General features: G+C 63.3%; 27 protein-coding genes and 1 pseudogene. 13 read left to right on the plus strand and 15 right to left on the minus strand.

Going from position 1 to position 26,861, the window contains the following annotated elements:
* Positions 1 to 96: 96 nt before the first annotated feature.
* From NTD88_RS20185 to NTD88_RS20205, 5 genes are all read right to left on the minus strand, one after another.
* Positions 97 to 2,802 (minus strand): helix-turn-helix transcriptional regulator, encoded by a 2,706-nt coding sequence (locus NTD88_RS20185; RefSeq protein ID WP_262155618.1) that lies wholly within the window; start codon positions 2,800 to 2,802, stop codon positions 97 to 99.
* A gap of 264 nt (positions 2,803 to 3,066) precedes the next feature.
* Positions 3,067 to 4,431 carry a DUF1329 domain-containing protein gene (locus NTD88_RS20190; protein WP_095158611.1) on the minus strand — a complete coding sequence of 455 codons (1,365 nt, stop codon included), beginning with the start codon at positions 4,429 to 4,431 and terminating at the stop codon, positions 3,067 to 3,069.
* Between the two features lie 30 nt (positions 4,432 to 4,461).
* The gene (locus NTD88_RS20195; protein ID WP_262155619.1) at positions 4,462 to 6,342 is read right to left on the minus strand and encodes a DUF1302 domain-containing protein; all 1,881 of its coding nucleotides are present in this window, start codon (positions 6,340 to 6,342) and stop codon (positions 4,462 to 4,464) included.
* A 325-nt stretch (positions 6,343 to 6,667) separates the two neighbouring features.
* On the minus strand, positions 6,668 to 8,350 hold the full coding sequence (locus tag NTD88_RS20200) for a fatty acid--CoA ligase (protein WP_262155620.1): 1,683 nt from the start codon (positions 8,348 to 8,350) through the stop codon (positions 6,668 to 6,670).
* 139 nt (positions 8,351 to 8,489) lie between these two features.
* Positions 8,490 to 9,119 (minus strand): LysE family transporter, encoded by a 630-nt coding sequence (locus tag NTD88_RS20205; protein ID WP_110971885.1) that lies wholly within the window; start codon positions 9,117 to 9,119, stop codon positions 8,490 to 8,492.
* 158 nt (positions 9,120 to 9,277) lie between these two features.
* Between NTD88_RS20205 and NTD88_RS20210 the strand changes: the two genes are divergently transcribed.
* The 5 genes from NTD88_RS20210 (at position 9,278) to NTD88_RS20230 (ending at position 13,092) form a co-directional block, all read left to right on the plus strand.
* Entirely contained in the window at positions 9,278 to 9,853 is a 576-nt protein-coding gene (locus NTD88_RS20210) for an NAD(P)H-dependent oxidoreductase (RefSeq protein ID WP_262155621.1), read from the plus strand.
* An 11-nt stretch (positions 9,854 to 9,864) separates the two neighbouring features.
* The gene (locus tag NTD88_RS20215) at positions 9,865 to 10,224 is read left to right on the plus strand and encodes a MerR family transcriptional regulator (RefSeq protein WP_095158616.1); all 360 of its coding nucleotides are present in this window, start codon (positions 9,865 to 9,867) and stop codon (positions 10,222 to 10,224) included.
* Between the two features lie 25 nt (positions 10,225 to 10,249).
* Entirely contained in the window at positions 10,250 to 11,206 is a 957-nt protein-coding gene (locus NTD88_RS20220) for a 2-hydroxyacid dehydrogenase (RefSeq protein WP_095158617.1), read from the plus strand.
* A 51-nt stretch (positions 11,207 to 11,257) separates the two neighbouring features.
* Positions 11,258 to 12,256, plus strand: coding sequence for a class I SAM-dependent methyltransferase (locus NTD88_RS20225; protein ID WP_095158618.1), 999 nt, complete (start codon positions 11,258 to 11,260; stop codon positions 12,254 to 12,256).
* A 248-nt stretch (positions 12,257 to 12,504) separates the two neighbouring features.
* On the plus strand, positions 12,505 to 13,092 hold the full coding sequence (locus NTD88_RS20230) for a TMEM165/GDT1 family protein (protein WP_262155622.1): 588 nt from the start codon (positions 12,505 to 12,507) through the stop codon (positions 13,090 to 13,092).
* 62 nt (positions 13,093 to 13,154) lie between these two features.
* On the opposite strand, the gene NTD88_RS20235 is transcribed toward NTD88_RS20230, so the two are convergent.
* Positions 13,155 to 13,973: a M48 family metallopeptidase gene (locus tag NTD88_RS20235; protein WP_095158620.1), complete on the minus strand. Its 819-nt coding sequence runs from the start codon at positions 13,971 to 13,973 to the stop codon at positions 13,155 to 13,157.
* A gap of 1,241 nt (positions 13,974 to 15,214) precedes the next feature.
* On the opposite strand from NTD88_RS20235, the pseudogene NTD88_RS29330 reads away from it, so the two are divergent.
* Both NTD88_RS29330 and NTD88_RS29335 read left to right on the plus strand, forming a co-directional pair.
* Positions 15,215 to 15,415 (plus strand): annotated as a pseudogene (locus NTD88_RS29330) (HAMP domain-containing protein); the annotation flags it as partial.
* 114 nt (positions 15,416 to 15,529) lie between these two features.
* Entirely contained in the window at positions 15,530 to 16,273 is a 744-nt protein-coding gene (locus tag NTD88_RS29335) for a methyl-accepting chemotaxis protein (protein WP_410017299.1), read from the plus strand.
* Positions 16,274 to 16,294: 21 nt separating this feature from the next.
* Here the strand turns inward: NTD88_RS29335 and NTD88_RS20245 are convergent, their stop codons facing one another.
* From NTD88_RS20245 to NTD88_RS20255, 3 genes are read right to left on the minus strand one after another with little or no spacing between them, the layout of a single operon-like run.
* A complete protein-coding gene (locus NTD88_RS20245) occupies positions 16,295 to 16,915 on the minus strand; it encodes an SOS response-associated peptidase (protein ID WP_095158622.1) in 621 nt (206 codons plus the stop codon).
* A gap of 11 nt (positions 16,916 to 16,926) precedes the next feature.
* Complete coding sequence (locus NTD88_RS20250; RefSeq protein WP_095158623.1) at positions 16,927 to 17,187, minus strand: putative signal transducing protein; 261 nt, start codon at positions 17,185 to 17,187, stop codon at positions 16,927 to 16,929.
* Positions 17,187 to 17,369 carry a CPXCG motif-containing cysteine-rich protein gene (locus NTD88_RS20255; protein ID WP_095158624.1) on the minus strand — a complete coding sequence of 61 codons (183 nt, stop codon included), beginning with the start codon at positions 17,367 to 17,369 and terminating at the stop codon, positions 17,187 to 17,189. Before NTD88_RS20255 ends, NTD88_RS20250 begins: the two co-directional genes overlap by 1 nt.
* Positions 17,370 to 17,479: 110 nt before the next feature.
* On the opposite strand from NTD88_RS20255, the gene NTD88_RS20260 reads away from it, so the two are divergent.
* Positions 17,480 to 18,646, plus strand: a complete 1,167-nt coding sequence (locus NTD88_RS20260; protein WP_095158625.1) for a 1-acyl-sn-glycerol-3-phosphate acyltransferase — start codon at positions 17,480 to 17,482, stop codon at positions 18,644 to 18,646.
* Between the two features lie 45 nt (positions 18,647 to 18,691).
* Here the strand turns inward: NTD88_RS20260 and NTD88_RS20265 are convergent, their stop codons facing one another.
* A complete protein-coding gene (locus NTD88_RS20265; RefSeq protein WP_095158626.1) occupies positions 18,692 to 18,952 on the minus strand; it encodes a hypothetical protein in 261 nt (86 codons plus the stop codon).
* A gap of 163 nt (positions 18,953 to 19,115) precedes the next feature.
* On the opposite strand from NTD88_RS20265, the gene NTD88_RS20270 reads away from it, so the two are divergent.
* Positions 19,116 to 19,322 (plus strand): hypothetical protein, encoded by a 207-nt coding sequence (locus tag NTD88_RS20270; RefSeq protein ID WP_095158627.1) that lies wholly within the window; start codon positions 19,116 to 19,118, stop codon positions 19,320 to 19,322.
* 105 nt (positions 19,323 to 19,427) lie between these two features.
* Here NTD88_RS20270 and NTD88_RS20275 read toward each other — a convergent pair whose 3' ends face one another.
* Positions 19,428 to 20,012: a YajG family lipoprotein gene (locus tag NTD88_RS20275; protein WP_095158628.1), complete on the minus strand. Its 585-nt coding sequence runs from the start codon at positions 20,010 to 20,012 to the stop codon at positions 19,428 to 19,430.
* A 170-nt stretch (positions 20,013 to 20,182) separates the two neighbouring features.
* Between NTD88_RS20275 and NTD88_RS20280 the strand changes: the two genes are divergently transcribed.
* On the plus strand, positions 20,183 to 20,416 hold the full coding sequence (locus NTD88_RS20280) for a hypothetical protein (RefSeq protein WP_095158725.1): 234 nt from the start codon (positions 20,183 to 20,185) through the stop codon (positions 20,414 to 20,416).
* A gap of 606 nt (positions 20,417 to 21,022) precedes the next feature.
* Positions 21,023 to 22,528 (plus strand): malate dehydrogenase (quinone), encoded by a 1,506-nt coding sequence (gene mqo / locus NTD88_RS20285; RefSeq protein ID WP_095158629.1) that lies wholly within the window; start codon positions 21,023 to 21,025, stop codon positions 22,526 to 22,528.
* A 54-nt stretch (positions 22,529 to 22,582) separates the two neighbouring features.
* On the opposite strand, the gene NTD88_RS20290 is transcribed toward mqo, so the two are convergent.
* The 4 genes from NTD88_RS20290 to NTD88_RS20305 form a co-directional block, all read right to left on the minus strand.
* On the minus strand, positions 22,583 to 22,873 hold the full coding sequence (locus tag NTD88_RS20290; RefSeq protein WP_095158630.1) for a PA4642 family protein: 291 nt from the start codon (positions 22,871 to 22,873) through the stop codon (positions 22,583 to 22,585).
* Between the two features lie 72 nt (positions 22,874 to 22,945).
* The gene (locus tag NTD88_RS20295; RefSeq protein WP_095158631.1) at positions 22,946 to 23,416 is read right to left on the minus strand and encodes a hypothetical protein; all 471 of its coding nucleotides are present in this window, start codon (positions 23,414 to 23,416) and stop codon (positions 22,946 to 22,948) included.
* 86 nt (positions 23,417 to 23,502) lie between these two features.
* Entirely contained in the window at positions 23,503 to 23,976 is a 474-nt protein-coding gene (locus NTD88_RS20300) for a WbuC family cupin fold metalloprotein (RefSeq protein ID WP_262155625.1), read from the minus strand.
* A 4-nt stretch (positions 23,977 to 23,980) separates the two neighbouring features.
* Positions 23,981 to 24,538 carry a hypoxanthine-guanine phosphoribosyltransferase gene (locus tag NTD88_RS20305; protein WP_095158633.1) on the minus strand — a complete coding sequence of 186 codons (558 nt, stop codon included), beginning with the start codon at positions 24,536 to 24,538 and terminating at the stop codon, positions 23,981 to 23,983.
* A 165-nt stretch (positions 24,539 to 24,703) separates the two neighbouring features.
* Between NTD88_RS20305 and upp the strand changes: the two genes are divergently transcribed.
* Both upp and NTD88_RS20315 read left to right on the plus strand, forming a co-directional pair.
* Positions 24,704 to 25,342, plus strand: a complete 639-nt coding sequence (gene upp, locus NTD88_RS20310; RefSeq protein ID WP_095158634.1) for a uracil phosphoribosyltransferase — start codon at positions 24,704 to 24,706, stop codon at positions 25,340 to 25,342.
* A gap of 2 nt (positions 25,343 to 25,344) precedes the next feature.
* Positions 25,345 to 26,619: a uracil-xanthine permease family protein gene (locus tag NTD88_RS20315; protein ID WP_095158635.1), complete on the plus strand. Its 1,275-nt coding sequence runs from the start codon at positions 25,345 to 25,347 to the stop codon at positions 26,617 to 26,619.
* Positions 26,620 to 26,861: the final 242 nt, after the last annotated feature.

Raw genomic sequence — 26,861 nt, forward strand, 5'->3', positions numbered from 1 at the left:
TTTTTGGGGTTTTGGGTTGATTGGACGTTCCTCGGTTAGGAGCGAGGTTGCCCGCGATGGGTCATGAAAGCAGCCCACTCACCCGAATATACCCTGTTACAAAAGTCCGAGCGACTTGGCCCGCGCCACCGCCTGGGTGCGGCGCTCGACGCCGAGTTTGCTGTTGATGTGGCTCGCGTGAGTCTTGACGGTATGCAGCGAGATGAACAGTTGCTCGCTGATTTCCTGGTTGGAACAGCCCTGGGCGATCAGCTTGAGTACCGCCTGTTCGCGGACGCTGAGGGTTTCGCCGCTGCCGTTGGCTTCCTGGTTGGGCAAGAAGCCCAGCAGGCTGACCTGGGCCGGGCTGGCCGGTTGCGTCTGGAGTTGTTCACGCAGCCAGTCGGGGTGTTCGTTGAGCAGACGCTGATAGGGTTGCAACACCCCGCCCCGCGCGGATTCGAGGCTCGACACCAGACGCTCGCGGGCACCAGACAGGTCGCCCTGAGCCAAGAGCAAACCCACCTGCTGGCACAGCGCGATAACGCAGAGCAATTGCCCGCCGCTGGCCTGACCACGGCTGACCAGCGCCTGCAGCCGTTGCCCGGACTGGGCCAGCCGTCCCTGCGCCTGCTCCAGCAGGGCTTGCTGCAATTCGATGTGCAACGGCAGCAGCGGATGGAACTCCGGCGCGGCCGCGGCTTGTTGCCCGCCATAGGTCTGGCTCAGGCGCAGTAGCCAGGATTCGGCCAGGTCGTTGCGCCCCTGGGCCAGCCAGAGTTCGCATTTGACCAGGGTAATCATCGCCAGATAGAAGATCGGCGGCACGTCCCAGATGTGCATCAGGCGCTCGGCCTCGGCCAGCTCGGCAAAGGCTTCGGCGAAGCGTCCTTCGCGACCGTCCAGGGTCGCCAGGGCGCAATGGCCGATCAGCACGCTGATATCGCGACAGGCCCGCGCCTCGATCAACCCGGCACGCAGGCGACTACGCCCGGCTTCGGGTTGCAGGCGACTGACCAGCAAGTAACCCTCGTAAAGCATCAACCGCGCGCGCACCGCATACAGCCGCTGCGCCGACAGACCGTGCAGGCGTTGCAGGCCCTGACGCACCTCCTCCATCGAACGCAGCGTCTCGCCGCGGGCATGCAGCACCCGCGCCCGGTCGTAATGGGCCAGGGCCTCGAACAACGGATTGCCGACCCGCTGCGCCAGCTCAAGGGCTTCGCGGTTCCAGCCCCGCGCGCGCCAGAAATCGGCATCGGCGATGGCCAGGTTGGACAGCGTCGACAGGCACATCAGGCGCTGCCCATAGCGTTTGTTCGGCAGGCTTTGCAGGGCCTGCTCGCAATAAGAGCGGGTGCGTTCGCGATCACCCCGGCCGCGGGCGATGATTCCGCTCAAGGCCAGCCACTGCGCGAGCATGGACTTCTGCGCGGTGGCCGAAGGCGCCGGCAGGAAGCGGCTGAGGTGGCTGGCCAGTTCCTCGGCGGCGTCCAGTTGGCAGGCCAGGCCCAGCGCCCAGCTGTACAGCACGATCAGCCGCGGCGTGCTGATCAGCAGGCTGTCGGGCAGGTCCATCTTCCAGCGCAGCAGCATGCCGACGTTCTGTTCGGCCAGCAGTTGTTCTTCAGAGAGGTTCTGCACCAGGTTGGCCGCCACATCCAGGTGCCCGGCCCGCAGCGCCTGCTCCACGGCTTCGTCCAGCAGACCCTGGCCGTGGAACCAGCGACAGGCGCGCAGGTGCAGGCTCGACAGCGGCAGGCTGGCCTGGCGGGTGCGCAGCAGGTCGGAGAACAGGTGGTGATAGCGGAACCAGTAACCGTGCTCGTCCAGCGGCACGAGGAAGACCTGGTGGGATTGCAGGTAACGCAGGATTTCGTCGCTGTCGTGGCTTTCCCGCAGGGCGTCGCACAGGTCGGCGCAGAAACGCTCCTGGCAGGCGGTGTCGTTAAGGAAGCTCTGGACCTCGGCCGGCAGGCAGTCGATGACTTCTTCCAGCAGGTAATCGCGGATCAGCCCTTCGCCGCCGTGCAAGGCCTGGGGCAACGGGCTGTCGGCACCGGACTCGGTGGCCGCCAGCAGCCAGAAACGCAGCCCGGCAACCCAGCCGTCGCTGCGCTGGATCAGGTTGTCCAGCGCCTGCCCGCGCACCGACGGGTGCTGGCCGAGCACGGCGAGGGATTCGTCGGGGGTCAGGCGCAGGTCCTGTTCGTTGAGTTCGAGCAATTGCCGCGACAGCCGCAGCCGCGCGAGGTGCCAGTCGGGACGCTGGCGGCTGGTGACCAGCAGCACCAGGCCAGGCGGCAGGTGATTGAGGAAGAATTGCAGGCAACGGTCCAGCACGGGCCCTTGGGCCAGGTGATAGTCATCCAGCACCAGCAGCACCGGGGACGTGCTCAGCAAATGCTCGGCCAGTTCATCGAGCAGGCCGTCGAGCCATTCCTCGAAGGCGAACGGCTGGTGGCGCTGGCGCATTTTCAGCAGGCCCAGTGCCTGGCCGCCGAGGCTCGGGCAGTACTGTTGCAGACCTTCGAGCAGGCGTTCGAGAAAACGCCCGGGATCATTGTCACGTCGGCTCAGCCCCAGCCACAGGCTGCGCCAATGCGGCGGCAGGCTTTGGCAGAACTCCACCGCCAACGAACTCTTGCCGAATCCTGCGGGTGCATTGACCAGCAACAGACGCCCACCCAGCCCGGCCTGCAAACGCTGGCAAAGGCGTGCCCGCGGCACATGCCCGTCGGGCAGCGGTGGCCGGTAGAAACGCCCTTCCAGAACCGACACGGTCTGTTGGGTGAACCCTTGCGTGCTGGACAGATCGGTCATGGCCGGCTCGTTTTAGTTGAAATCTTCGGCAACAGGGATTGGCGCAGACTAGCGGTTTAACCGGCACATTTGAAGGCGATTGCCGCAAGTACGGAAAAAAGACTACAACAAGAAGCAACAGAGACAACATTGACAGGGCGCAACGGACTACCAGGTTAGCGGTAAAAACGGCGGGGCCAGCGGAAATAGTCGATGGCTGCGACGGAAATCAAAACGCCCCGGCAAGCCGGGGCGTTCTGGGGATCACACGGAGGGTTTGAAGCGTTAACGCACGCCCGACTGACGCAGGGCGGCTGGCTGGAAGTCAGCCTTGCTGGCGGTGAAGCCGAAGTCGTAGGCCTTCTTCTCTTCGTTCTTCATGCCCAGCGCCAGGTAACGGCCCGATTGCAGGTCGTAGATGGCTTCCAGGGTGTACCACGGCACTTCCACGTTGTAGTAGTCCTGGGAGTGGGCCTCGGAGACGCGCCACAACTGGTCACGACCGTCGTACTGGTCGATCACCGCCGCTTGCCAGGTGTCTTCGTCGATGTAGAAGTCACGTTTGGCATAGATGTGGCGCTGGCCCGGTTTCAGGGTCGCGACCACATGCCAGACGCGGCGCAGCTCGTAGCGGGTCAGGTCCTGATTGATATGGCCCGCCTTGAGGATGTCGGCGTACTTCAGGGTTGGCGAGTCCAGCTTGTAGCTGTTGGAGGCGATGAACAGCTCTTTCTTGCCTTCCAGTTTCCAGTCGTAGCGGTCTGGCGCACCGTTGAACATGTCCAGGTTGTCGGAAGTCCGCAGACCGTCGGCAGCGGTACCCGGACCGTCATAGGACACCTGCGGCGCCTGGCGCACACGGCGCTGACCAGCGTTGTAGACCCACGCCTTGCGCGGTTCCTTGACCTGGTCGAGGGTCTCGTGGACCAGCAGCACGGTACCGGCCAGACGTGCCGGAGCAGTCACTTCCTGCTTGAAGTAGAACAGCACGTTGCCTGGCTCTTGCGGGTTGTAGTCCTTCATCTTGTCGCGGAAGACGAACTGGTCCTGGAAGTACACCAGGCTGTAGCTGCCGTTGGGCTGCGGCGTGGCCTGGGTCACCAGGCGGGTCACGCTGCCGCCACGGTAGCGGGTGATGTGGTTCCAGATCACCTCGACGCCGCTTTTCGGAATCGGGAAAGGCACGGCGGTATCGAAGTTTTCCAGGCCGTTGCCACCCCCTACCAGCGTGGTGGAGGTGGCGTTCTTCTTGATAGCGGCGAAAACGCTGTCCGGCACGGTAGAGCCGCGGTGGGTCGGGTACACCGGGATCTTGAAGGTCTCGGGGTAGCGCTTGAACATCGCGACCTGGCCAGGCGAGAGCTTGTCCTTGTACTGGTCGACGTTCTGCGCGGTGATGGTGAACTTGGGCTTTTCACTGCCGTAAGGGTCGGACAGGAAGCCCTTGGCGTCGACAGTACCGGCAGTCTTCGACAGCGGCTGCCAGGCCGTGATGGAACCGTCGGCGTTACCGGCCTTTTCCGCGCCCATCGGGGTCAGCGTCGAGCCCAGTTTGGCCGCTTCGTCGGCGGAAACGGCAGCCATTACGCTGGTCGCCAGCAGGGACAGGCCCAGCACGCCGGCTTTCAGCAAAGTCTTGGTGGTTTTCATTGTCATGTTCTTCTTCCTGAATCAATGCGCTTAGAAGTTCACGCCGAAGCTGAGGGCGACAAAGTCGCGGTCATCCACGGTGGTGTACTTGCCGTCGAAGAAGTTGGTGTACGACAGGCTGGCGGTGTAGGTGTTCTGGTATTCGGCATCCAGACCGAGGCTGACGGCCTTGCGACCTTCCTCGAAGTTGCCGCCAGGACCAGGCGAGTAGCCTTCCACGTCGTGGGACCAGGCCACGCTCGGTTTGAGGTTCACGCCGGCGAACACGTCCGGGTAGTCCCAGATGGCGCGGCCGCGGTAGCCCCAGGAGGTGCGAGTGGTGTAGCCGTCGTCTTCGCAATTGCGGTCGAGGTTGGCGGACGAGGCACCGTTGGCGGCACCACCGATGGTGCTGGTGTTGAGCACCACGCAGGTATTGCGGCCCGCGGTGGCTGGCAGAGGGCCTGGGCCGTATACCGGGTCACGGCCGTAACGGACCTTGCTGCTGCTTTCCAGCCCGCCGACCACGGTCACACCGACTTCACCCACCAGCGTCAGGCGGCTGGCGCCCATGACCTGGTCGAAGAAGTGCGTGAAGGTGGTTTGGAACTGAGTGACTTCCTTGCGGCGATAGCCGTGCAGGTCTTGGCCTGGAGTGCCTTTGAGCAACGAAGCGTTGCCCAGGCCGAAGGCCGGAGGCAGCGCGGTGACACCCGCGTAGAGAATGTCAGTGGTATTGAGCTGCACCGGAGCATTCGGGCGATAGCTGACTTCACCGCTCCACGCGGTACCGGTTGGCAGCGTGGTGGAGAAGCTCAGGCCGTAGAGGCGGATATCTTCCGGATACTCGACGAAGTACTTCGAGTTGCCCGCCACGATGATCGGTGCGGCGGTGCCCGCGCCGGCCGCAGCCGTGTAGGCCGCCTGAGGCGCGCCGGTGGCGCTGAAGATCGGCGCACGGCTGTGGTAGTTCATCGCGTACAGACCGAACTCGGTGTTCAACGGCTCGTACATGTAGCGCAGGGCTACACCGAACTGGCCGCTGTCGCGGGCATCACGGTCCGGGCCGCGAGCAACCTTCACGCCTTCGGCATTGACGTCGATGCCCAGGGCCCTGAAGGTCGCCTGCTGTACCGGGGTCAGCGCACGGTTGCTGGCCAGTACGCGCAAGTTGTCCGAGCAACCATCCGCGATCACGTCCGGCTGCGAGAAGAACGTTCCGCAGTTATCCACCACGGTCTGGTCCCACTCGAGCTGGTAGAAGGCTTCGGCCGACAGGTTGTCGGTCAGGCTCTGGGAGATGTAGAACATGTTGACCGGGATCAGGCCTTCCTTGATCTCCGAGCCAGGACGGCGGAACGCGGATACGTCAATCGGGTTGATAGCGTTGATACCGCTGCCGATGAAGGTACTTTCACCCCAGCTCACCACCTGCTTGCCGAGGCGAACGCTACCCGGCAGATCGGCGATGGAATAGTTGTGGTACACGAATGCGTCGAGAATCTGCGCGCCGGAGGACTTTGCGCCTTCCTTGCGGTTCGAGTCGCTGATGTCCTTGAACTCGCGGCCCTCATCCTTCAACTCGAAGTCATACCAGTACTTGCCCCGGACGAAGACGCCGGTGTCGCCGTACTTGAGTTCGAGGTCATGGATGCCCTTGAAGATCTTCGAGAAGGTCTCGCCCTTCTTGAAGTTCAGGTGACCGTCGTCGGAGGTCTGCGACAGACCCTTGCCGCCGTTGTTCACCCCGATCAGGTTCTTGTTCGGGTTGGCGGTGGACCAGCTCGCACCGACCGACAGCGACGAGTCGAAACTCCCCTCGATCTCACCGATGTTGAAACTGACGGCGAATGCTGGACTTGCAAGCGTAGAAGCGAGGCTGACGGCCAGGGGCAGTTTCGCCCGGCGCCAGAACAGATTTACTGATGTCATCGACGCTACTCCATGTACTTTATTTTTATGGCAGTGAGTCCTTCAATGAAACGGAGGCCGATCGGTCGCCAGACTGGCAGGGCGTATGTCGGTGCGCTGCATGCGCATTCCCCATTCCTCAAAATCCCCTGACCCGACTATAGCCAGCAGGTAGTAGTGCTTGATCCCTCTAAAGTGTGATTTGCACATCACACCCGCTCATGGCAGGGCCGGAGCGGGTGAGCTACAGGCTGGCTGGGCAAGAATGGCTGATATTTTCCATTTCACAAGGCAGCGGGGCCTCTGGAATGCGGCCCGCGTCAGTCAAGACGCGGGCCGGTGCGGCTTACAGGGTGGAAAGAAAAGCGCTGTTGCTGGCCTGCCACTCGACGATGTCGATGCGGATACGCTTCTTGTCGAGCTTGCCGACACTGGTCTTGGGAATTTCGGTAACAAGCGCGATCTGGCTGGGGATTGCCCACTTGTTGATGTGGCCCAGCTCGACAAACGGCTTCAAGTGTTCCTTCAATACCCGCGCATCGATGCTCGCTCCTTCCCGCACCACCAGCAGCGCGAACGGCCGCTCGCCCCACTGCGGATCGGCGATGCCCACCACGGCCACTTCGCGGACCGCCGGGTGGCGGCTGATCAGGTCTTCCAGGTCGAGTGACGATACCCACTCGCCGCCGGTCTTGATCACGTCCTTGATGCGGTCGCGGATGTCGATCACGCCCATGCTGTCGAGGGTTGCCACATCGCCGGTGTGCAGCCAGCCGCCGGCCCACAGCTCCTCGCTCTTGGCCTCTTCGCGGTAGTAACCCATGGTCAGCCACGGCGCACGCAGGACCAGTTCGCCCTGGGCTTCGCCATCGGCCGGGAGGAATCTGCCGTCGCCGTCGACGATCGCCGCTTCCACCAGCGGCACCGGCACGCCGGCCTTGATCCGATAGGTGACGCACTCGTCCTCGCTGCCGGCCAGCAGTTCTTCGTTGAGGTGGGCGCAGGCCACCAGCGGGCAGGTCTCGGACATGCCGTAGGCGGCGGTCAACTGGATGCCGCGGGCCTTGGCCGCCTCGTACAGCGCACGGTTCAGCGCGCTGCCGCCGATGATGATCTTCCAGCCGCCGAAGTCCTCGTTCTGCGCGCCCTTGGCGTTGAGCAGCATCTGCAGGATGGTCGGTACGCAGTGGGAGAAACTGACTTTCTCGTCGCGCCACAACTTGACCAACAGTTCCGGATCGTAACGCCCCGGGTACACCTGCTTGAGGCCGAGCATCGTCGCGACGTACGGAATGCCCCAGGCGTGAACGTGGAACATCGGCGTGATGGGCATGTAGACGTCGTCGGTGCCGAGCAGGCGGATGCTGTCGATGCTACCGGTAACAGTGGCCACCCCCATGGTGTGCAGCACCAGTTGGCGGTGGGTGAAGTAGACGCCCTTGGGGTTACCGGTGGTGCCGGTGGTGTAGAAGGTGGTGGCGACGGAATTTTCGTCGAAATCCGGGAAGTCGTAGTGCGGGCTGGCGGCGGCCAGCAGTTGCTCGTATTCGCCGACCAGGCCAGGCAGCTCGGCGGTTTTCTCGGGACCATCGGTGAGCAGGATGGTTTTTTCCACCGTGGTCAATTGCCCGGCAATCGCCTGGTAGAGCCCGACGAACTCGCTGTTGACCAGCACGAAGCGGTCGTCGGCGTGGTTCATGGTGTAGAGGATCTGCTCCGGCGACAGGCGCACGTTGATGGTGTGCACCACCGCGCCGATCATCGGAATGGCGAACATGCACTCCAGGTAGCGATGGCTGTCCCAGTCCATCACTGCCACGGTATCGCCGGCCTTGACCCCGGCTTCGGTGAGCACGTTGGCCAGGCGCGCAATGCGCTCGTTGAGGGTCAGGTAGCTGTAGCGCAACTGGTCGCGGTAGACGATCTCGCGGGTTTTCTCGTAGCGGCTGCCAGACATGAGCAGGCGCTTGATCAACAGCGGAAACTGATACGCACCCTCGGCGGGGGCGATGATACGGGTCTGCAACATGGGAGTCCCTTTTCTGGAGTTGCACGGGGCATGGACAAAGCTGTCCTTACTCTAGAACGGGCCAGCGGCGGTCAAATCAGCCAAAGGAATGATTTGACCGCCATTCGACCGAACGGTCATACCGTCCGGCCGCCTCTGTTCAGCGTATTTCGCTGAACGCGATCTTTATCCCGAGGGCGATCAGCACAGCGCCCATGGTGCGGTCGAACCAGTGCCCCATGCGGGCAAAGCCGGCGCGCACGCGGGCCTGGCTGAACAGCATCGCCACCAGGCAGAACCACAGGCCGGTGGCCAGCGCCAGGTACACGCCGTAACCGGCCTGGACCAACAGCGGTGTATGCGGGTTGATGACCACGGTGAACAACGACAGGAAAAACAGCGTCGCCTTGGGGTTCAGGCCATTGGTCATGAAACCGGCGACGAAGGCCGCGCGCGGTGTGCGTTCGACGGTGGAAACCTGGATCGCCTCGCCGCCCGCGCCAGCCGGCTTGGCGCGCAGGGCCTTGAAGCCGATGTACACGAGGTAGGCGGCGGCAGCCCATTTCAGCGCGTTGAACAGCATGATCGACTGCGACACGATCAGGCCGATGCCCAGCAGCGAATAGCCCACATGCAGGAAGATCGCCGTGCCCACGCCGAAGGCGGTCCAGGTCCCGGCACGGCGGCCGTGGGTCACGCTTTCGCGCACGACCACGGCGAAGTCCGGGCCGGGGCTGGCGACGGCCAGCAAGTGAATCAGCGCGACCGTGAGAAATTCTGCCCAATACATGAAAAGCGGCTCCTGGTAAAAATGAGGGGCGTACCTTAACGATTCATAACTTGTTACAACAGGTACAGTTGGGTGTGGTCTTCAGTGCCCTACAGGCTTGACCCTCCCCCAAGGGTCAACCCCTACCCTGCGCCCTTTTCCCAAGGGCCCCGCCACACATGACCCAACGCATCCTGATCATCCTCGGCCACCCCGCCTCCGACAGTTTCTGCGCCACCCTAGGCCAGCACTACTCCGACGCTGCGCGCGAGGCCGGCCACGACGTCCGCCTCCTCAAACTGGGCGACCTCGCTTTCGACCCGATCCTGCGCCTGGGCTACCGCCAGGAGCAGCCGCTGGAACCCGACCTGCTCGAAGCCCAAGAGCACATCACCTGGGCCCAACGCCTGGTGCTGGTCTACCCGGTCTGGTGGGGCGGCGTGCCGGCGCTGCTCAAAGGCTTCCTCGACCGGACCCTGCTGCCGGGTTTCGCCTTTCGCTACAAAAGCGGCTCGCCCTTCCCGGAAAAACTCCTGGCCGGGCGCACCGCCCACCTGCTGGTGACCCTGGACACTCCGCCCTGGTACTTTCGCTGGATCTACGGCGCGCCCGCCCTGCACCAGATGCGCCGCACCACCCTGGCCTTCTGTGGTATCCGCCCGGAAAAGACGCTAACGTTCGGCCCGGTTCTCCACTCCACGCCGCGGCGCCGCCAGTCCTGGCTACAGCAGGTCCGCGCCCTGGCCCTGCATTGAAAGGATGTTCGATGTACATCGGCGAAGCCGCCCGCCTCTCCGGCACCACCATCAAGTGCATCCGCCACTACGAAAGCATCGGCCTGCTGCCCCCGGCGAAACGCCAGGGCAAGTACCGCATCTATGACCCGCACGACGTAGAGCTGCTGGCGCTGATCAAATGCGCGCAGCGGCTCGGCTTTACCCTCCGCGAGATGCAGGCTCTAATGGCCGACGGACAGATTTCCCTCGAGCGCGCCCGCCAGGCCATCGCCGGCAAGAGCACGCAACTGCGCCAGCGGATCGACGACCTGCAACGGCAATTCGATGAATTGCAGGCGTTCGACGCCAATCTGCAGCAGATTACCGACACCTGCTTTCCCCCTCTCTAATCCGCCACCGATCCAGGAGCCCTTCATGACCCACGCCGTCTTTCTCGATCACAGCTCGCTGGACCTCGGTGATCTCGACCTGAGCGGTCTGCGCGACTGTTTCGACAGTTTCGACGTCCACCCCGCCACCGCCCCCGAGCAGGTCGCCGAGCGCCTGCGCGGTGCCGATGTGGTGATCAGCAACAAGGTGGTGCTGGACGCCGCCGCCCTCAAGGCCAGCCCGGACCTGAAGTTGATCCTGGTGGCCGCCACCGGCACCAACAACGTCGACCTGCAGGCCGCCCGCGCCCAGGGCATTGTGGTCAGCAACTGCCAGGGCTACGGCACGCCGTCAGTAGCCCAGCACACCCTGACGTTGCTGCTGGCACTGGCCACTCGCCTGCCGGACTACCAACAGGCGGTCGCCGCCGGCAAATGGGGCCAGGCCAAGCAGTTCTGCCTGCTGGATTTCCCTATCGTCGAGCTGGAAGGCAAGACCCTCGGCCTGCTCGGCCACGGCGAGCTGGGCAGCGCGGTCGGGCGACTGGCCGAGGCCTTCGGCATGCGCGTCCTGCTCGGCCAACTGCCCGGCCGCCCGCCGCGTGAAGATCGCCTGAGCCTGGACGAGTTGCTGCCCCAGGTCGACGCCCTGACCCTGCACTGCCCGCTCAACGACAGCACCCGCCACATGATCGGCGCGGCGCAACTGGCGTTGCTCAAGCCCGGCGCCTTTATCGTCAACACCGCCCGCGGCGGCCTGATCGACGAACAGGCGCTGGCCGACACCCTGCGCGCGGGCCATCTGGGCGGTGCGGCGACCGACGTGCTTTCGGTCGAGCCGCCCGTCAACGGCAACCCGCTGCTGGCGCCCGACATCCCGCGCCTGATCGTCACCCCGCACAGCGCCTGGGGCGCGGTGGAAGCGCGGCAGCGGATCGTCGAGCAGTTGAGCGAAAACGCTCGTGCGTTCCTGAGTGGCAGCCCACGGCGGGTGGTCAGCTAAGCCAAGGCGGGTTCTGTTAGACTTCGCCACTTTTTTCAGGAGCCGCCGTCCATGGACCCGCGCAGTGAAGTGTTGCTTCGTCAGGCCGATCTGTTCACAGGCCCGCTGTTGCTCGCCGGGTTGCCGGCCGACAGCCTGCTGGGCACCTTCAGCCAGGCACTGGGCTGGTCCTGGCATGCCGGCGACCAGGCAACGCTGGACGCCCGTTACAGCGGACGCAGCCACTACGGCGTCGACGTGCCGGAGGTGCCGTTCGACGGCGCCGTGCTGTTCCTGCCCAAGTCCCGTGACCTGGCCAACTACCTGCTCAACGCCCTCGCCTCGCGCCTGGGCGGCCGCGAGCTGTTTCTGGTCGGGGAAAAACGCGGCGGCATCGAGGCGGCGGCCAAGCAACTTCACGCCTTCGGCAAACCGCGCAAGCTCGACAGCGCCCGCCACTGCCAGTTGTGGCAGGTGACCGTGGAACACCCGCCCGTCGCGCAGCCGCTGGAAAGCCTCGCGGAACGCTTCGAACTGCCGCTGGCCGATGGCCCGTTGCAGATCGTCAGCCTGCCGGGCGTGTTCAGCCATGGCCGGCTGGACCGCGGCACTGCGCTGTTGCTGGAGCATCTGGACGGTCTGCCCTCGGGTCATGTGCTGGACTTCGGCTGCGGCGCCGGGGTGCTGGGCGCGACGATCAAACGACGTTATCCACAGAGCCGGGTCACCCTGCTCGACGTCGACGCCTTCGCCGTCGCCAGCAGCCGCCTGACCCTGGCGGCCAACGGTCTGGAAGGCGAGGTGATCAGCGGCGACGGGATCGACGCCGCACCTCGCGGACTGGACGTCATTCTGAGTAATCCGCCGTTCCACACCGGGGTCCACACCAATTACCAGGCCTCGGAAAACCTGCTGAAAAAATCCGCCGAACATCTGCAAAAAGGCGGCGAAATGCGGCTTGTCGCCAACAGCTTCCTGCGCTATCAGCCGCTTATCGAGGGCGCGCTGGGCAACTGCGAAGTGCGTGCTCAAGGCCAGGGATTCAAAATCTACCGGGCGTTGCGGTCGTAAAAACTTCGCTTGCCGAAACGGTTTTGCGAAGGCAGAATCCGCTCCGTCCTAGGGGAGTAGTCTCCCGCGAGCGCCCTGCTCGCCTGGTGCGACGTCAACATACTTGGTCCACAGACCATGGCGCGCACGACCCACGGTCCGCATAGACGGATCCAGGGTTTGACAAGACCTATGACACGCACACCTTACCCGGGGCGGGAAGGCTGTACGTGTCATAGCCGTGTCGACCCGCCCCCGTAGGAATCCTGATGCTGGAATCGTTGCTCGTCCCCACCGCAATCGTTGCGCTCGCTGAAATCGGCGACAAGACGCAGTTGCTGGCCCTCATTCTCGCCGCACGCTTTCGCAAGCCCTGGCCAATCATCGCCGGCATCGTCGCCGCAACCCTAGCCAACCACGCCGCTGCGGGTGCCGTCGGGGCCTGGTTCGGCAGCTTCTTCAGCGAAGCGACGTTGCACTGGATTCTGGCCGCGAGCTTCCTCGCTACCGCCTTGTGGACGCTGGTTCCGGACAAGATGGACGATGACGAAGCCAGCACCGCGCGGCGCTTCGGGCCGTTCCTGACCACGCTGATCGCGTTCTTCATCGCGGAAATCGGCGACAAGACCCAGGTCGCCACGGTGATGCTGGCGGCGCAGTATCCGCACCTGATCATGGTGATTATCGGCACCACCCTGGGCATGCTGATTGCCAACGTGCCGGTGGTGCTGGCGGGCAACTTCGCCGCCGAGAAACTGCCTCTGACCCTGATCCGCCGCCTGGCAGCGAGCGCCTTCGTGGTGCTGGCGTTGGTCGCGGTGTATTCGGCGATGAAGGTGAGTGGCTGGGTAGGCTGAGCCTGATCGGGTATTGCTGATGGCCAGATCGCCGGCAAGCCGGCGATCAGGCTTACAACCTCTTACTTCTTCGCCTGCTCATACAACGGCATCACCTTCGGAATCGCCGCCTGCAACGACGCGATGCGGCTGTCCGAAGCCGGGTGAGTGCTCATGAACTCCGGCGGCGAGTTGCCACCCGAAGCCTGGGCCATCTTGTTCCACAAGGTGATCGCGGCATTCGGGTTGTAGCCGGCACGGGCCGACAGTTCGAGGCCGATCAGGTCGGCTTCGTTCTCGTTGCCACGGCTGTTGGGCAAGGTCAGGCTGTACTGCACAACGGTATCAGCCAGGGCCAGGCTGTCTTCACCCAGCCCCAGCAAGGCGCCAGCGCCCTGGCGGGCAATCTGGATGCCATAGGCCTTGGACATCGCTTCACGACCATGCTCGCGCAGGGCGTGGGCGATTTCATGGCCCATCACCGCGGCGATTTCATCGTCGGTCAGTTTCAGTTTGTCGATCAGGCCGGTGTAGAAAATGATCTTGCCGCCAGGACCGCAGTTGGCGTTGAGCTCGTCGCTCTTGATCAGGTTCACTTCCCACTTCCACTGCGCAGCATCCGGGCGGAACTGCGGCGCCTGGGCAATCAGCCGGTCAGCGATGGCCTGCACACGTTTGGCCGCAGCGCTGGTCTTGTCCAGTTGGCCCTTGGTGGACGCTTCGCCCAGGGTCTGCTGATAAGACTGGGCGTACATCTGGTTGACCTCATCGGTCGACAGCATGCTGAACATATATTGCTTGCGTTCAACACCCACCGCTCCGCCGTTGGTGGTGTTCACCGCCTGGCAACCCGCCAGCAGCATCGAGGCGCTCAAGGCGCCAATAACAACCGATCTACGCATCAATAAAACTCCCTTCTAACGTGGGCCGTATCCTAGGCCGGCACGATTCATCGCGCCACAACCGTTAGCAAAGATTTCTGTCCGACAGTCTCATGATTTAGCGGCGGCACGCCGATAACACCGGGGCAAGGCGACTTTTCCCTGCGCTCGGAGCCTCTATGAAGTTCAAGTCGATCCAGTTTTCCGTTGCGGCCCTGGCGGGCGCCATCGTGTTGAGTATCGTCGCAGCCCTGGTGCTGTATGCGGTGTATTCCGGTGCAAAAACCCAGGAACTGGTGCAGAACCGCACGCAGCAGCAGTTCGATACATTGATAGAGCAGCGCCTGACCGCCCTGGCCCAGACCCAGGTCAGCCAGATTCTGCGTCGCCTTGAAGCCCCCCTGTTGATCGCTCGCGGCCTGGCCACCACCAACGCCCAGATCGGCCAGAAAAACGAAGCCGGCACCCCGCGCCTGCAGGTCCAGCGCGAAGAGCTGATCACCCTGCTGAAGCAGACGGTTGTGGATAACCCGCTGGTGCTGGGCGGTTACATCGCCTGGGAGCCGAACGCACTGGACCACGCCGACGCCAGCTTCATCGGCACCTCGATCAAGGGCATCGACCCCAGCAACGGTCGCTTTCAGCCCTGGTGGTACCGCAATACCGACGGCAGCATGGCCGTGGAAGCGCTGGTCGACCTGAGCAACAACACCCTGCTGTCCACCGGCGTGCGCGCCAGCGAGTACTACCTGTGCTCGCAAGAAAGCCGGCGCGCCTGCGTGATCGATCCCGCGCCTTACAAAGTGGGCGACAAGATGGTCATGCTCGCCTCCTTTATCGAACCGATCCTGGTGGACGGCAAATTCCAGGGCATCGTCGGCGCCGACCTCTCGGTGAACTTCATCCAGGACCTGCTCAAGGCCGCCGACAGCCAGCTTTACAACGGCGCGGGCGAACTGGCGCTGATCTCCAACAACGGCCGTCTGGTCGCCTACACCAAGGACGAAAACAAGTTCGGCGAGAAAGCCAGCGACGTCCTCGACGCCGCCGATGCCGCCGGCCTGTCCAAGCTCGGTGGCGACACACTGCGCTATGAAGTCGACCATGAAAACGGTCAGATCCGCCTGTTCCTGCCGTTCAGGATCGCCGACACCGACACCCACTGGACCCTGCTGCTGCAACTGCCCACCAGCGCGGTCATGGCCGAGTCGGAAAAACTGCAAAGCGAACTGAGCGAACAACGCCGCACCGACATTACCGGCATGACCCTGGTCGGCCTGGCCATCGCTGCCCTCGGCCTGCTGGTGATCTGGCTGCTGGCCCACGGCATCGCCCGTCCGCTGCGGCAGATGGTGGCCATGCTCGATGACATCGCTCAGGGCGAGGGCGACCTCACCCGCCGCCTGCACAGTGATCGTGCCGACGAACTGGGCTCGATCGCCAAGGGCTTCAATACCTTCCTCGGCAAGCTGCAATCGATGATCAGCCAGGTGGTCAGCTCGGTGCAGAAGGTCAGCGACTCGTCGGAGCACACCGCCGATATCGCCATTCGCACCAACCAGGGCGTGCACAAGCAGATGGCGGAGATCGACCTGGTCGCCACCGCGGTGCACGAAATGACCGCCACCGCCCAGGACGTGGCGCGCAACGCCACCCATGCCGCCCAGGCCGCGAGCAATGCCGACCAGGCCGCCAACCAGGGTCTGTCGATTGTCCGCGACACCTCGCAATCGATCACCGCCCTGGCCGAAGAGATCGGCCGCGCGGTTGGCGTGGTGCAGGCGCTGGCCCGCGACAGCGAGAACATCAACGCCATCCTGGTGGCGATCCGTGCCATTGCCGAGCAGACCAACCTGCTGGCGCTCAACGCCGCCATCGAGGCTGCGCGGGCGGGTGAGCAGGGCCGCGGCTTCGCCGTGGTCGCCGACGAGGTGCGCAACCTGGCGCAGAAGACCCAGCAGGCCACCGAAGAAATCCAGCAGATGATCCAGCAACTGCAGCAAGGCACCCGCGATGTGGTGCGGGTCATGGAAGAAAGCCAGGGCAAGACCGACGTCAGCGTGCAGCAGGCGGCGCGGGCGGCCGAGGCGCTGGAAAGCATCACGCGCGCGGTGTCGGTGATCAACGACATGAACACTCAGATCGCCAGTGCCGCCGAAGAGCAAAGCGCGGTGGCCGAGGACATCAACCGCAACGTGATCAACATCGGTCAGGTGGCCAACGAAGTGGCCGGTGGCGCCGACGAGTCCAGCACCGCCAGCGCCGAGCTGACCAAGCTGGCCGAGCAGCAGCGCCGGTTGATCAATCAGTTCCGGGTCTGAGAACGCGTCGGGCGCCGGGTATCAACCCGGCGTCAGGCATTCCGGGCCATTCAGCTTCGGATCGTTGACGAAGTTGGCCAGCACCCGCTCGCGCAAGGCGGCGGGCTGGCTGGCCAGCAGGCCCTGGAGTTCACCGACCGGGGTGTCCGGGTTGAGCCAGGCGGCCTGCCCGGCGGCATCGAGGATCAGTGGACGACGCTGGTTCATCGCCGCCTGGGTCACCACCGCGGTGCTCAGCCAGACCTGCTCCTGCACCGGATACGCTTCCCAGATCGCCGCGAAGAACAACGACGAACCCTCCCCTGGCGTCAGCCAGTACGGGCGCTTGCGCACCGCGCCGCGCCATTCGTAGAAACCGTTGGCCGGCAGCAGGCAGCGACGCTTGGCGAAGGCTTCACGGAACATCGGTTGTTCGGCGAGGGTTTCGGCGCGGGCATGGGCGGGGGTGCGGGTGAGGTCGGTCAGCCAGGGCGGGGTCAGGCCCCAGCGGGCGCGGGCCAGAGTCATCTGGCCGTCGTCCAGGCGCTGGATCAGTACCTGGGCGCCGGGAGAAATGTTCCATTGGGCCTGCTGGCCCTCAGGAAAGCCGGGCAACGCGGCAAAGGCCGGCGACCAGCGAAACAGCGCATAACGTCCACACATTCAGGCGAAACCTAGCAAATCAGAATTCCCGGAAGGTGATCCGGCTCGTCGCCAGGAAGTGGCTGGGCCGCATTGTACGCGGCGATCAGTTGCCGTGCGTACTCGGCCTGCTCGTCGGGCACCGCGAGGCCGAGCAGGCCGTGCACCGGCAACTCGCCAATGCCGCCCATCAGGTCGCGCCCGGCCAGGTACGCCTCGATGCCTTCGCTGCCGAGCATGCCGATCAGCACTTCGGCTTCCAGCAGGTTTTCCGGCTCGTAGATTCGCTGCATCAGTCGTCCTCGCGCTTTACGTCCAGCATCCATTCGTCACCATGGACCTGCAAAATGAACACGATCGGGCGGCAACACACCGCGCAGTCCTCGATGTAATGCTGGTCACCGCCGGAGAGATCGACGGTGGTTTCCACGGCTTCGCCGCAATAAGGACAATCGTAGATCGCAGTTTCCAGCATCGCGGCCTCCGCAGTGATTGTGCGTATAATTGCCGGTCTTGCGCCCCCTCAAGCCGGTATTTCTGGGCGCAGCCTTACCCTTTACCCTAGCCGTTTCACAACAAGAGAGCATGATGGGCGAATTCGATGCCATCCGACCCTACGACGACGCTGAGGTCCCTGCCGTTCTGGCACGCCTGCTCAGCGACCCGGCATTCCTGGATATCCTCACCCGCTTCCGCTTCCCGCGCATGGCCACAGGTTTCGGCTGGCTGCTCAAGCCGCTGATCGCTCGCCGTCTGCGCAAGGAATTCGCCGGCGTGACCTGCGTCTCGACCCTGCAGGACAAGGTCGAGTTCTACGTCGACCACACCATCGAGCGCGCCACCGACGGCGTCACCTATACCGGTGTGGAGCAATTCAAGTCGGGTACCGCCTACCTGTTCCTGGCCAACCACCGCGACATCGTGATGGACCCGGCGTTCGTCAACTACGCGGTCTACCACGCCGGCCTGCCGACCCCGCGCATCGCCATCGGCGACAACCTGCTGCAGAAGCCCTTCGTCAGCGACATGATGCGCCTGAACAAGAGCTTCATCGTGCACCGCTCCATCAGCGGCCGGCGCGAGAAGCTGGCGGCCTATCAACTGCTCTCGGCCTACATCAACCACTCGATTCGCAACGACGGCGCCTCGATCTGGATCGCCCAGGCCGAAGGCCGCGCCAAGGACGGCGACGATCGCACCGATTCGGCGATCCTCAAGATGTTCCACATGAGCCGCAAGAGCGAGCCGTTCGGCGAGGTGATCCAGTCGCTGAACCTGAGCCCGGTGTCGATCAGCTACGAATACGACCCGTGCGACCAGGCCAAGGCCCGTGAGCTGTACATCCGCGCCACCACCGGCAGCTACAGCAAGGCGCCGGGTGAGGATGACCTGAGCATCGCCCAGGGCATCACCGGCTACAAAGGGCGGGTGCACATCAACTTCGCGGCGCCAGTAACTGAGCTCTTCGACGACACCAAGCAATTGGCGGCGGAGATCGACCGGCAGATTCTCGCTGGCTACCGGCTGTTCCCGGCGCATTACCTGGCGTACGCGCAGTGGGCGGATGCGGACCCTGAGTTGCAGGTGCCGAAGGCGGCCGAACTGTTTGGCGCCGAAGAGCTGGCCAAGGCTCAGGCGGAGTGGCAGCGCCGGCTGGAAGCGTGCCCGCAAGAGCATCGTCCGTACCTGGTGTTGCAGTACGCGATGCCGGTGCGCAATCAGTATCGGGTCAAGGCCGGGTTGCCGCTGTAACGTTTCAGGGCCTCATGGCAAGCGCGCGATGAGGCCCTGAAGAGGTCAGATCCAGGTGCTGACCCAGGACAACAGCAGCGCCAGTGCCAGGAAAGCAAACCCCAGGCTGTAATAGAACCGGTTGACCCGCTGGGTCAGCAGGTCGATGGCTGCCTCGCCCGCCGGCAGGCTGGCCATGGCCCGTGAGGCGCGGCGCCGGGCGTTGTGCAGGAGCACGCCGCCAGGGCAGGTCAGCAGCAGGGCCAGCAGATTGATCAGTTTGGTCGGGTGGGCAGCGAACAAGCCCCAGAACATTTGCAGCGACATCGCCTTACCTCGAAAGAACCACGATTGCTTCGAAACGCGCGCATTCTACCCAAGCCGCCCGTCCCTGCCCGCCCTTTACGACCAATGACGATAAATTGCGCCGTCATACAGTCGTCATCCAGACAAGCCACCCTGTTGCCCTCCCAACGAACCGGAGCTTGTCATGCTGCACGCCGAAAACCAGGATCGCCTCTATCTGATTGCCCAGAGCGAGGAGCAGGAAGCGCTGATCGACGGTTTGGCCTTCAACGTCCAGGACCGCCAGTGGCTGGTCTACTGCGCCTTGGGCGGCCATCCCCACGATCATTTGCCGGAGGTCGACAGCCAGACCGGTATCAGCGTGCTCGACTTCTACGTCGACGCGGCCTGACCGCCGCCATGAAAAAGCCCGATGCCTGGCGACAGGCATCGGGCTTTTTGCGTTTGCTGTAGGAGCGAGCTTGCTCGCGAAGGGCTGCAAAGCAGCCCGATAGCGTTACTCGCCCAACACCTGACCGATGGTCGGATCCTTGAACAGGCGGGTCAGGGCGTCGCTGAGCACGTCGCTGACCAGTTTGGTATTGGTTTCCTGGTTCGGCGCCATGCCGAAACGCTGGTCCAGCGAAGCGCCGTAGCGGCCGCTGTAACGGCGGTTAGCGTTGTTTACGTCAGCCTTGAAGGTCGCGCCGATGGTGGCTTCGGTCACGTACAGGCCTTCTTTGGGCGACTGGTACTTGAGTTCGGCCAGGGTCACGGTCAACTGCGGCGCGTTGTAGGCGTTCGGCGTTGGGGTGAAGCCCAACAGGCGGACAGCGGCTTCAGCCTGGGCCTGCAGCTTGGGCAGGATGTCGTTGCCGGTGACGCTGATGGCGCTGGTTTCCGGGTACAGACCACCGCGGGTGCCGAGGGTCTGGGTACCGCGTCCGTCGACCACCCGCACCACCACCGGCTGGCCATGGCCAACGGGTGCGAGCTGGGCGGTGAGTTTCGGTTGCGGGCTGAGTTGTTGCGGACTGTGGGCACAACCCACCAGGGTCAGGCTGGTCACAGCGATCAAACCGAACAACAAACGTTGCAACATGCTCATCTCTCCTGGAATAGCGGCAAAGGCCGCCAGTATACCCAGCCCGTCGTGCGCCAGTCATCGGGCCTCTGGGGTTAGGACAGCGCTTTCATGCATCCAATTCCCTGTCATACGGACTTCATCATTGCCGACGTATGCTGGCGCCAGTTTCCTACCGGTACATCGCCATGCACAGCCTCTGGTCCCTGCTCTTCAAACGCCAGCCGCAACGCCACTTCGCGCGCCTCGACGCGCAGGGCCTGTGCCAGGCATTCAAATGCTGCGAACAGCTACCTGCCGGGTTCGGCTGGGTGGAAGTCAGCGAATCGCGCCTGCAATGGCTGAACCGTCCACTCCCCGGTAACGCGCGGGTCGTACAGCGTCCGCGCGGCAATCGACTGCAGCGCATGCTCGCCGCCTGACGGCCGAGCAAGAAAAGTCGTTAATAAAGGTCGTTTCTCCCGGCGACCTCGTTATAATCTGCCCCCGATTATAAGGACGTCTCCTGATCGGGCCCCGCAGTACCGCCAATGCCACGCATCGGCTTCCCCGCATCCGCCCACAGAGAGCCGCCCACACAGGTCTTGCGAAGCCGGTGTGCCCGCTTTTTTCTCGGCCCCCATGCTCTGCCTGAACCTGACGGACCTGCCCTGCACGGTCCATTTTTGAGGTTCACGACTCCAAAAGAGCGTGAAAAAACGGGTTTTCACAACTTCACAAGAGTGTGGCGAGCAATGAACAGTCTGGTATGTGCAAAAGCATCATCAGTGTCCCGAACAGCCCCAAGCAGCTGGCTACGGCCTTCATCCGTCATGGGTGACTGAGGCCGGTTTCATAGCGCACGACGGGCGCCTCGACCATAAGTCGAATTGCCGCACCGGCCGCAAAATGCGTTCATACGCATCTAACGAGCCTGGTTGGCAGTGTCCGTGAACGTTGGAAAGCTGCGAAGTATCGGATAGGGCAGTCTCGGAGTTCCGGGGTCCTATGCTGTCAATTAGGTGCTGAAGATTTTGGAGATGCGTTAAATGGCGCAGAACGAAACAGTCGATGTGGTACTGGTAGGGGCAGGCATCATGAGTGCCACCCTGGCCGTGCTGCTCAAGGAACTCGACCCGGCAATCAAGCTGGAAGTCGTCGAGTTGATGGATTCGGGTGCCGCGGAAAGTTCCAATCCGTGGAACAACGCAGGTACGGGCCATGCCGGGCTGTGTGAACTGAACTACACGCCTCAGGCCGCTGACGGCAGCATCGACATCAAGAAAGCGGTGCTGATCAACACCCAGTTCGAGGTTTCCCGTCAGTTCTGGGCGTACCTGAGCAAAAAAGGTGCGTTCAGCTCGCCACGGGCGTTCATCAACCCGGTGCCACACCTGAGCTACGTCGAGGGTGACAAAGGCGTCGCGTTCCTGAAGAAGCGCTTCGAGCTGCTCAAGCAGCATCACGCCTTCACCGAGATGGAATACACCGAAGACCAGGCGGTGATGAAGGAGTGGATGCCACTGATGATGCCGGGTCGCCCGGCGGACCAGAAGATCGCCGCTACCCGCGTGATCAAGGGCACCGACGTCAACTTCGGCGCGCTGACCAACAAACTGCTCAAGCACCTGGCCAACGCGCCGGATGCGCAGGTCAAGTACAGCAAGAAGGTCACTGGCCTGCGCCGTAACGGCAGCGGCTGGACCGTCAGCGTCAAGGACGTCAACAGCGGCAGCAGCCGTGATGTCGACGCCCGCTTCGTGTTCCTCGGCGCCGGTGGCGCGGCCCTGCCGCTGCTGCAAGCGTCCGGTATCCCGGAAAGCAAAGGCTTCGGCGGCTTCCCGGTCAGTGGCCAGTGGCTGCGCTGCGACAACCCGGAAATCGTCAAGCAACACCAGGCCAAGGTCTACAGCCAGGCCGCGGTCGGTGCTCCGCCGATGTCGGTTCCGCACCTCGACACCCGTGTGGTGGACGGCAAGAAATCCCTGCTGTTCGGCCCATACGCGGGCTTTACCACCAAGTTCCTCAAGTACGGTTCGTTCCTTGACCTGCCGCTGTCGGTGCGCATGGGCAACATCGGCCCGATGCTGGCCGTGGCCCGCGACAACATGGACCTGACCAAGTACCTGGTCAGCGAAGTGATGCAGTCGATGGAGCAGCGCCTGGACTCCCTGCGCCGCTTCTATCCGGAAGCGAAAGCCGAGGACTGGCGCCTGGAAGTCGCCGGCCAGCGCGTGCAGATCATCAAGAAAGACCCGAAAAAAGGCGGCGTTCTGCAGTTCGGTACCGAACTGGTGGCCGCACAGGACGGCACCCTCGCCGCCCTGCTGGGTGCCTCGCCAGGCGCTTCGGTGACAGTGTCGATCATGCTGGATCTGATCGAACGCTGCTTTGCCGACAAGGCCAAGGGCGAGTGGGCCGAGAAGCTCAAGGAAATCTTCCCCGCGCGGGAGAAAGTCCTGGCAGCCGACGCAGCCCTGTACCACAAGGTCAGCGCCTACAACGACGAGGCCCTGGGCCTGGTCGAAAGCAGCCCGGCGCCAAGCTACGCTTGAGTCGCGCTCATAAAAAAACGCCCTTCGGGGCGTTTTTTTTGCGCCGAAGATCGATCAGCCGCGGGCTTTCTCGATGATCTCGACGTATTCCGGCGCGTTGCGCTGGTCGGCGATCGCCTCGACGAAGGTCTTGCCGTGCTCGTCCTTGCCGTCCAGGTCGTAACCGGCTTCAACGAAGAAACCGACATAACGCTCGAAGTCGTCGATGCGCAGGCCACGGTAGCCCTTGATCAGCTTGTGGTGCGAAGGCGAGGTCACGCCATCGGCTGGCTCGTAAATGAGGAACGATTTGACGTAGTCATCGCTGATTTCGTCGCCAATCACCTGCTTCTTGTCTTTACGCATTACCGACTCCAACTGAACCATCAAGGACATTTTCCACGGGGCGGGCAGTTTACCCCCCGGCGGGCCCGGCGCTCAACGCGCGCGAAGGGTTCCGGTGTGCAGATCGGCCCAGATGTGGCCGTTGGGGTAGCTGAGGAATTGCACGTAGACGGTGTCGTTGCGCAGCAGGTCGAGGATCACCTGGTACTGCGCCGGCGCGTAATTCAGGGTCAGGGTGCGGGTGGCACTGTCGAAAGCCGGCTTTTTCAGGCTTTTGCCCTCGCCGTCGAAGCTGATCACCACCTGGGTGATGGTCGCGCCCTGGCTGAGCGGCTTGCCTTTCAGGCGCATGGTCAGCGACGAAGTGATCGGCAGCGGTTGCTGGTTGGACTGGCGCTGGTTACCGACGACCACCGAATAGCTGGTCACTTGCAGCAGTTGCTGGCTTTCGGGGTTTTCCCCGCGTACCGACTGCTCGTCCGGCGGCAGGAACTGGCCATGCATCGGCGCCGCAACGGCAGGCAGGCTCAGGAACAGGAGAAGCGGGAGAATCGTCGCACGCATGACAGGCTCCTTGGAGGGCCTGGCACTCTACCATGATGTGTCCGGTTGTCGCGGGGCGCAGGCGTTGCGCCAGGCCCCGCGGGCAATCAGTCGAACTGTGCGCGCATCCACGCCTGGTAGGCCGCGACTTCCGGCTCGCCTTCGCGCGGTGCCCAAGGGGCCATGTCGCCGTCGCTGACCGGGCGGTACGGGCCGGCCTTGCATTCGAACATCAGGGTGTCAGGTTCCATGACCACCAGGCCATGGAAAATGCCGGGCGCCAGATCAACCCCCAGGCAATCGCCGCCAGCCTGCATGATCCGCTTGTCCAGCACGTTGCCGGCCTCATCGAAAATCAGCACGCCCAGCTTGCCCTTGAGGACGATCAGGTTCTCGGCCTTGTCGGCCGCCTGGTGGCGGTGGGGCGGAACGTAGGTTTCCGGCTGCAGGCCGACCAGCATGCGGTGGCACGGATCTTCCATCTCATGGAAGTTGTGGTGCGCACGGGCCCTTGGGCTTTGCGCGGCCTTTTGTGCCACCTCGGCAAACAGCGACTGGTCCAGGTAGGAAGGCTTGGCCATGGTGTCAGAGTCCCTTGACGGCGTAGATGCCATTGGCGTTACGCCAGTAGCCCTTGTAATCCATGCCGTAGCCGAAGACATAGCGGTCGACGCAGCTCAGGCCAACGAAGTCGGCCTTGAGGTCCGGGCTGGCCTTGCGGTCGTGGTCCTTGTCGATCAGCACGGCGGTGTAGACGTTGCGCGCACCGGCATGACGGCAGAAATCCATGATGGCGCTGAGGGTGTGACCTTCGTCGAGGATGTCGTCGATGATCAGCACGTCGCGGTCGATGAACGAGACTTCCGGTTTGGCCTTCCAGAACAGGTCGCCGCCGCTGGTCTGGTTGCGGTAGCGGGTGGCGTGCAGGTAGGAGGATTCCAGCGGGAACGGCAGGTGGGTCAACAGTTTGCCGGCGAAGATCAGCCCGCCGTTCATGACACAGAACACCACCGGGTTGCTGTCGGCCAGGCGCTCGGTAATCTGCGCGCCGACCCGGGCGATGGCCGCCTCGACTGCGGCTTCATCGTGCAGGCAGTCGGCCTCGCGCATGACTTGACGGATGTGCTCGAGATCAGCGGACATGAAACTCTCCAGGGAGTCAGGATTTGGAAAAGCGGGCAAAGGTACGCATCCACACGCATCAGATCAAGCATTTCTGGACTAACGTCCAGTGTGGCTATAGGACACACACGGTCGAATAGATTAATCTAGCGCGGTTTTTTTGCCCGCATTCCGGAGCCCTTCCCCATGCCCATCCGTGAGATCCGCCATCCGCTGATCCGCCACAAGCTCGGCCTCATGCGCCGTGCCGATATCAGTACCAAGAATTTTCGCGAACTCGCCCAGGAAGTCGGCGCGCTCCTGACCTATGAAGCCACCAAGGACCTGCCGCTGGAAACCTATTCCATCGATGGCTGGTGCGGCGCCGTTGAAGTCGAGAAGATCGCCGGCAAGAAAATCACTGTAGTCCCGATCCTGCGCGCCGGCATCGGCATGCTCGAAGGCGTGCTCAGCCTGATCCCGGGCGCCAAAGTCAGCGCCGTAGGCGTGGCCCGCAACGAGGAAACCCTCGAAGCCCACACCTACCTGGAAAAGCTCGCGCCGGAAATCGACCAGCGCCTGGCCCTGATCATCGACCCGATGCTGGCCACCGGCGGTTCCATGGTCGCGACCATCGAGCTGCTCAAGCGCGCCGGTTGCAAGGATATCCGCGCCATGGTCCTGGTGGCCGCGCCGGAAGGCATCGCCGTGGTGGAAAAAGCCCACCCTGACGTGCAGCTCTTCACCGCCTCGATCGACCAGCGCCTGAACGAAGACGGCTACATCATTCCCGGCCTGGGCGATGCCGGTGACAAGATCTTCGGCACCAAGCAGAAGGACGCCTGAGCATGCAGGACGAGTTCAACGAACCGCTCTGGCGCCAGATCGTCTCCGGCGCACAAATGCTCTTCGTGGCCTTCGGCGCCCTGGTGCTGATGCCACTGATCACCGGCCTTGATCCCAACGTCGCACTGTTTACCGCAGGCCTCGGCACGCTGCTGTTCCAGATCGTCACCGGGCGCCAGGTGCCGGTGTTCCTGGCCTCCAGCTTCGCCTTCATCACCCCGATCATCCTCGCCAAGGGCCAGTTCGGCCTGGCCGAAACCATGGGCGGCGTCATGGCTGCGGGCTTCGTCTACACCTTCCTGGGCCTGGCGGTGAAGATCAAAGGCACCGGGTTCATCGACCGCCTGCTGCCACCGGTGGTGATCGGTCCGGTCATCATCTCCATCGGCCTGGCCATGGCGCCGATCGCGGCCAACATGGCCATGGGCAAGGCCGGCGACGGCACCGCCCTGATGCCGTACAGCACGGCGATGATGATCTCGATGCCGGCACTGCTGACCACCCTGATCGTCGCGGTCTTCGGCAAGGGCATCTTCCGCCTGGTGCCGATCATTGCCGGCGTGCTGGTGGGCTTCGGCCTGTCGTTCGCCTTCGGTGTGGTCGATGTCGCCAAGATCGCTGCTGCGCCATGGCTGGAACTGCCGAAGTTCACCGCGCCGGCGTTCAACTGGCAGGCCATCCTGTTCATCGTTCCGGTCGCCCTGGCGCCGGCGATCGAACATATCGGCGGCGTGATCGCGGTAGGCAGCGTGACCGGTCGCGATTACCTGAAGACCCCTGGCCTGCACCGCACCCTGCTGGGTGACGGCATTGCCACCACCACTGCCGGCCTGTTCGGCGGCCCGCCCAACACCACCTACGCCGAAGTGACTGGCGCGGTGATGCTGACCAAGAACTACAACCCGAAGATCATGACCTGGGCGGCGGTATTCGCCATTACCCTGGCCTTCATCGGCAAGTTCGGCGCGCTGTTGCAGAGCATTCCGGTGCCGGTGATGGGCGGCATTCTCTGCCTGCTGTTCGGCTCGATCGCAGCGGTCGGCATGAACACCATGATCCGCCACAAGATCGACCTGAGCGAAGCCCGCAACCTGGTGATCGTTTCGGTGACCCTGGTATTCGGTATCGGCGGTGTGCTGGTAGGTAGCGGTGACGGCCCGGATGACTGGGGCCTGAAAGGCATCGCGCTGTGCGCGGTGGTGGCTATCGCCCTGAACCTGCTGTTGCCGGGCAATGATGGCTGGAAGAACAAGGTGATGGATGATCATCTGCCCTGAGCGGGATGATTTTCACCTGTAAAAAAGGGGGCTCCAATGGAGCCCTCTTTTCATTTCTTCACGGGGTACTGTTCTGACTTCTGAAGCAACGCCGTTTTTGTGGGAGCTGGGTTGCCAGCGATGCGGTTCGGCGCTCCGACAACACGCGGCCCCTCGCGAGCAAGCTCGCTCCTACAGGTATACGTGTCACGCAACCGTGAGGGCTGAACAGCCCCAGGATTCCGTGAAGCCCCGCACTTTAT

Origin of the sequence: Pseudomonas sp. 20P_3.2_Bac5 (assembly GCF_025466035.1) — a bacterium.
Classification (GTDB): Bacteria; Pseudomonadota; Gammaproteobacteria; order Pseudomonadales; family Pseudomonadaceae; genus Aquipseudomonas.

What these genes read in the sequence shown, in the direction of transcription:
- NTD88_RS20185 (WP_262155618.1), bottom strand. Translation starts at nt 2,802, where the DNA reads ATGACCGATCTGTCCAGCACGCAAGGGTTCACCCAACAGACCGTGTCG.
- NTD88_RS20190 (WP_095158611.1), bottom strand. Translation starts at nt 4,431, where the DNA reads ATGAAAACCACCAAGACTTTGCTGAAAGCCGGCGTGCTGGGCCTGTCC.
- NTD88_RS20195 (WP_262155619.1), bottom strand. Translation starts at nt 6,342, where the DNA reads ATGACATCAGTAAATCTGTTCTGGCGCCGGGCGAAACTGCCCCTGGCC.
- NTD88_RS20200 (WP_262155620.1), bottom strand. Translation starts at nt 8,350, where the DNA reads ATGTTGCAGACCCGTATCATCGCCCCCGCCGAGGGTGCGTATCAGTTT.
- NTD88_RS20205 (WP_110971885.1), bottom strand. Translation starts at nt 9,119, where the DNA reads ATGTATTGGGCAGAATTTCTCACGGTCGCGCTGATTCACTTGCTGGCC.
- NTD88_RS20210 (WP_262155621.1), top strand. Translation starts at nt 9,278, where the DNA reads ATGACCCAACGCATCCTGATCATCCTCGGCCACCCCGCCTCCGACAGT.
- NTD88_RS20215 (WP_095158616.1), top strand. Translation starts at nt 9,865, where the DNA reads ATGTACATCGGCGAAGCCGCCCGCCTCTCCGGCACCACCATCAAGTGC.
- NTD88_RS20220 (WP_095158617.1), top strand. Translation starts at nt 10,250, where the DNA reads ATGACCCACGCCGTCTTTCTCGATCACAGCTCGCTGGACCTCGGTGAT.
- NTD88_RS20225 (WP_095158618.1), top strand. Translation starts at nt 11,258, where the DNA reads ATGGACCCGCGCAGTGAAGTGTTGCTTCGTCAGGCCGATCTGTTCACA.
- NTD88_RS20230 (WP_262155622.1), top strand. Translation starts at nt 12,505, where the DNA reads ATGCTGGAATCGTTGCTCGTCCCCACCGCAATCGTTGCGCTCGCTGAA.
- NTD88_RS20235 (WP_095158620.1), bottom strand. Translation starts at nt 13,973, where the DNA reads ATGCGTAGATCGGTTGTTATTGGCGCCTTGAGCGCCTCGATGCTGCTG.
- NTD88_RS29335 (WP_410017299.1), top strand. Translation starts at nt 15,530, where the DNA reads ATGGCGGAGATCGACCTGGTCGCCACCGCGGTGCACGAAATGACCGCC.
- NTD88_RS20245 (WP_095158622.1), bottom strand. Translation starts at nt 16,915, where the DNA reads ATGTGTGGACGTTATGCGCTGTTTCGCTGGTCGCCGGCCTTTGCCGCG.
- NTD88_RS20250 (WP_095158623.1), bottom strand. Translation starts at nt 17,187, where the DNA reads ATGCAGCGAATCTACGAGCCGGAAAACCTGCTGGAAGCCGAAGTGCTG.
- NTD88_RS20255 (WP_095158624.1), bottom strand. Translation starts at nt 17,369, where the DNA reads ATGCTGGAAACTGCGATCTACGATTGTCCTTATTGCGGCGAAGCCGTG.
- NTD88_RS20260 (WP_095158625.1), top strand. Translation starts at nt 17,480, where the DNA reads ATGATGGGCGAATTCGATGCCATCCGACCCTACGACGACGCTGAGGTC.
- NTD88_RS20265 (WP_095158626.1), bottom strand. Translation starts at nt 18,952, where the DNA reads ATGTCGCTGCAAATGTTCTGGGGCTTGTTCGCTGCCCACCCGACCAAA.
- NTD88_RS20270 (WP_095158627.1), top strand. Translation starts at nt 19,116, where the DNA reads ATGCTGCACGCCGAAAACCAGGATCGCCTCTATCTGATTGCCCAGAGC.
- NTD88_RS20275 (WP_095158628.1), bottom strand. Translation starts at nt 20,012, where the DNA reads ATGTTGCAACGTTTGTTGTTCGGTTTGATCGCTGTGACCAGCCTGACC.
- NTD88_RS20280 (WP_095158725.1), top strand. Translation starts at nt 20,183, where the DNA reads ATGCACAGCCTCTGGTCCCTGCTCTTCAAACGCCAGCCGCAACGCCAC.
- mqo (WP_095158629.1), top strand. Translation starts at nt 21,023, where the DNA reads ATGGCGCAGAACGAAACAGTCGATGTGGTACTGGTAGGGGCAGGCATC.
- NTD88_RS20290 (WP_095158630.1), bottom strand. Translation starts at nt 22,873, where the DNA reads ATGCGTAAAGACAAGAAGCAGGTGATTGGCGACGAAATCAGCGATGAC.
- NTD88_RS20295 (WP_095158631.1), bottom strand. Translation starts at nt 23,416, where the DNA reads ATGCGTGCGACGATTCTCCCGCTTCTCCTGTTCCTGAGCCTGCCTGCC.
- NTD88_RS20300 (WP_262155625.1), bottom strand. Translation starts at nt 23,976, where the DNA reads ATGGCCAAGCCTTCCTACCTGGACCAGTCGCTGTTTGCCGAGGTGGCA.
- NTD88_RS20305 (WP_095158633.1), bottom strand. Translation starts at nt 24,538, where the DNA reads ATGTCCGCTGATCTCGAGCACATCCGTCAAGTCATGCGCGAGGCCGAC.
- upp (WP_095158634.1), top strand. Translation starts at nt 24,704, where the DNA reads ATGCCCATCCGTGAGATCCGCCATCCGCTGATCCGCCACAAGCTCGGC.
- NTD88_RS20315 (WP_095158635.1), top strand. Translation starts at nt 25,345, where the DNA reads ATGCAGGACGAGTTCAACGAACCGCTCTGGCGCCAGATCGTCTCCGGC.